We start from the raw sequence: 2412 nt of genomic DNA, 5'->3' as shown, positions 1-2412 counted from the left end.
TCATTTCGGCAAAGGCTTCGAAGCTAGAGATATTGTAAAACATGCGCAATTAGACACAGATGCGGATCAGCGCGGCGACAAATCTTTGCACGCTAAGCAGAAAAATGTTAAAGGACGTAACGACGCGGCTATGTTGGGCTTTAACGCCTAGTGGTAGCATTGCTTCATATACGAAATTTTGGTGAATAACATGAGTAATACTTTAGAAAATTACAATGAGGGAGCGAATATGACTATTAAAAATAACGAAAGCAATCTTCCCGCAGTAATCTTAAGCAACGTACAGAAATCATTCGGTAGTCTTAGCGTATTAAAAAATATTAATATAACCGTTAATCCTGGAACTGTAACTGTTATTTTAGGACCTTCCGGATCTGGTAAATCAACCTTATTGCGCTTAATTAACCAGCTTGAAACTCTTAGCGCTGGAAGTATTAGCATTTATGGCGAGCGCATTGGTGTAAAAAAAGTAACGCATAAAGGCGAGGAATGTCTTCAAGCTCTTAGCGATAAAGAGATTTCTAAGCAGCGTTCGAAACTTGGAATGGTTTTCCAGCGTTTTAACTTATTCCCTCATATGACGGCATTGGAAAATGTTATGGAAGCTCCTGTTCACGTGTTGGGAATGAGTAAGCAGGAAGCTAATGATTTAGCAATTGAAGAGCTTAAGCGAGTCGGCATGGCTGAGCGAATGAATCATTATCCTGCTGAGCTTTCTGGCGGCCAGCAGCAGCGTGTGGCTATTGCTCGCGCTCTTGCTATGAAGCCGGAAATTATGCTATTTGATGAGCCGACTTCTGCTCTTGATCCTGAGCTTGTTGGTGAAGTTTTGAATGTTATGCGAAATCTTGCAAAAGATGGCATGACAATGATTGTTGTAACGCACGAAATTGGTTTTGCGCGTGAAGTTGCGGATCAAGTAGTATTTATGGATGATGGAACGGTTGTAGAGTGCGGAACTGCCGATATTATTGACAATCCGCAAACTAATCGTTTCAAAGATTTCTTGCATCACGTGCTTTAAATCTTTTACGAAGCTTTTACGAAGCTTTTATGAAGCTCCTAAAATTTGCAGTAAAGCCGCAGTAAATCTTTTATAAAATTCAAAAGAACAGCACAGTATTGCTTTATGATTAGTGGTACAGTTGTGCATGTTCAAGTAGATATAGTTGTTAAGGGATTCTATGATTCAAGCGAATTGCGATGTTAAGAAACTTGATGTGCATCGTAAGAATAAGTGGACGTTCTTAGGATCTTCTAGGTGGATGCGCTCTATTGCGGCTTTTGTTTCTGCTACTTTAATAGGATTTTCTGGAGCTTGTGGAACAACCGATGCTGTTGGCCGTGACCCTCTTCTTGACCGCTGCTACAACATTAACAGCATTAAAAAAGATGAAAAAATCGCCTCTCTTCTTCCTAAAAAACTGTTGGAAAAAGGCGAGCTTGTTATGGGAACAAACATTGGTTATGCTCCTGCAGGATTTTATGCCAGAGATGGCCGAACTGTAATCGGTTACGAAATTGATCTTAATAAAGCTTTAGCAAAATTAATGGGCTTAAAACTTACTATTGTGAATGCTCCTTTTGATGCTATCTTGCCTTCTGTTGGCAGCAAATTCGATATAGGTGTTTCTGGTTTTACAGTAAGTAAGGAAAGAGAAAAAGCTGTCGATTTTGTAACGTACGCAAATGCTGGATTGCTGTTCGTTGTTCGTAAAGGAAACCCAACGAATGTAAGTCTTAATAATTTGTGCGGCAGAAAAGTTTCTGTACAAGTAGGCACTACCAGCGAATCGCAAATGTATAGTGCTAGAGACTTTTGTAAAGCGAGTAAAAATAGTCCTTTAGATGTTCTTGCTTTTAAAGAACAAACAGATGCTACGACTGCTGTTGTGGCTGGTAGAGCGGATATTATGTACGCCGACACTCCTGTTTCTAGTTTTGCTATTGAGCAAACCGATAATCAGCTTGAGGCTTTGGGAACAAGCAAAGACAAGGCGCTTATGGGCATTATTATGCAAAAAGGGGATAAGCAGCTTGCTCAGGCTGTTAAAGCTGGTATTGAAAAACTTATACAAACTGGAGATTATGAGAAAATCATGAAATCTTGGGGTGTGGAAGATATTATGGTTAAGCATCCTGAATTAAATCCGAATGTGTGATTTTCTGGTATCTTCTGATTTTGATTGAGTTTAGAGTAGTATTGTGAATATGTTTTCTAAAAAGAACAACGATGAGCGTATTCTTCCAGTTAAAAAGCCGGGTCCTATTATTGCCGGCGTAATTGTTGCGCTAGTGGCCTGCTCTTTACTGTATTCTATAGCGACTAATCGTCGATTTGAGTGGAATATTGTAGCGAAATATATTATTGACGAAAATGTTCTTACCGGTATTGGCTGGACTTTGTGGCTG

At 39.6% G+C, this 2412-nt stretch carries 2 protein-coding genes and 2 pseudogenes; all 4 read left to right on the top strand.

Annotation, left to right across the window (positions count from 1 at the left end; genetic code table 11):
- Positions 1 to 151 (top strand): annotated as a pseudogene (locus NG78_RS06225) (amino acid ABC transporter permease); the annotation flags it as partial.
- A 78-nt stretch (positions 152 to 229) separates the two neighbouring features.
- Positions 230 to 1024: an amino acid ABC transporter ATP-binding protein gene (locus NG78_RS05750; RefSeq protein WP_004133652.1), complete on the top strand. Its 795-nt coding sequence runs from the start codon at positions 230 to 232 to the stop codon at positions 1022 to 1024.
- Positions 1025 to 1184: 160 nt separating this feature from the next.
- Entirely contained in the window at positions 1185 to 2162 is a 978-nt protein-coding gene (locus NG78_RS05755; protein WP_004133651.1) for an ABC transporter substrate-binding protein, read from the top strand.
- Positions 2163 to 2211: 49 nt separating this feature from the next.
- Positions 2212 to 2412, top strand: a pseudogene (locus NG78_RS05760) (amino acid ABC transporter permease); the annotation flags it as partial.

Source organism: Gardnerella greenwoodii 00703Dmash (genome assembly GCF_000263635.1).
GTDB lineage: Bacteria > Actinomycetota > Actinomycetes > Actinomycetales > Bifidobacteriaceae > Bifidobacterium > Bifidobacterium greenwoodii.
Note: the sequence above shows the minus strand (reverse complement) of the source record. Positions and strands in the feature narration are given on the sequence as shown.

What these genes read in the sequence shown, in the direction of transcription:
- NG78_RS05750 (WP_004133652.1), top strand. Translation starts at nt 230, where the DNA reads ATGACTATTAAAAATAACGAAAGCAATCTTCCCGCAGTAATCTTAAGC.
- NG78_RS05755 (WP_004133651.1), top strand. Translation starts at nt 1,185, where the DNA reads ATGATTCAAGCGAATTGCGATGTTAAGAAACTTGATGTGCATCGTAAG.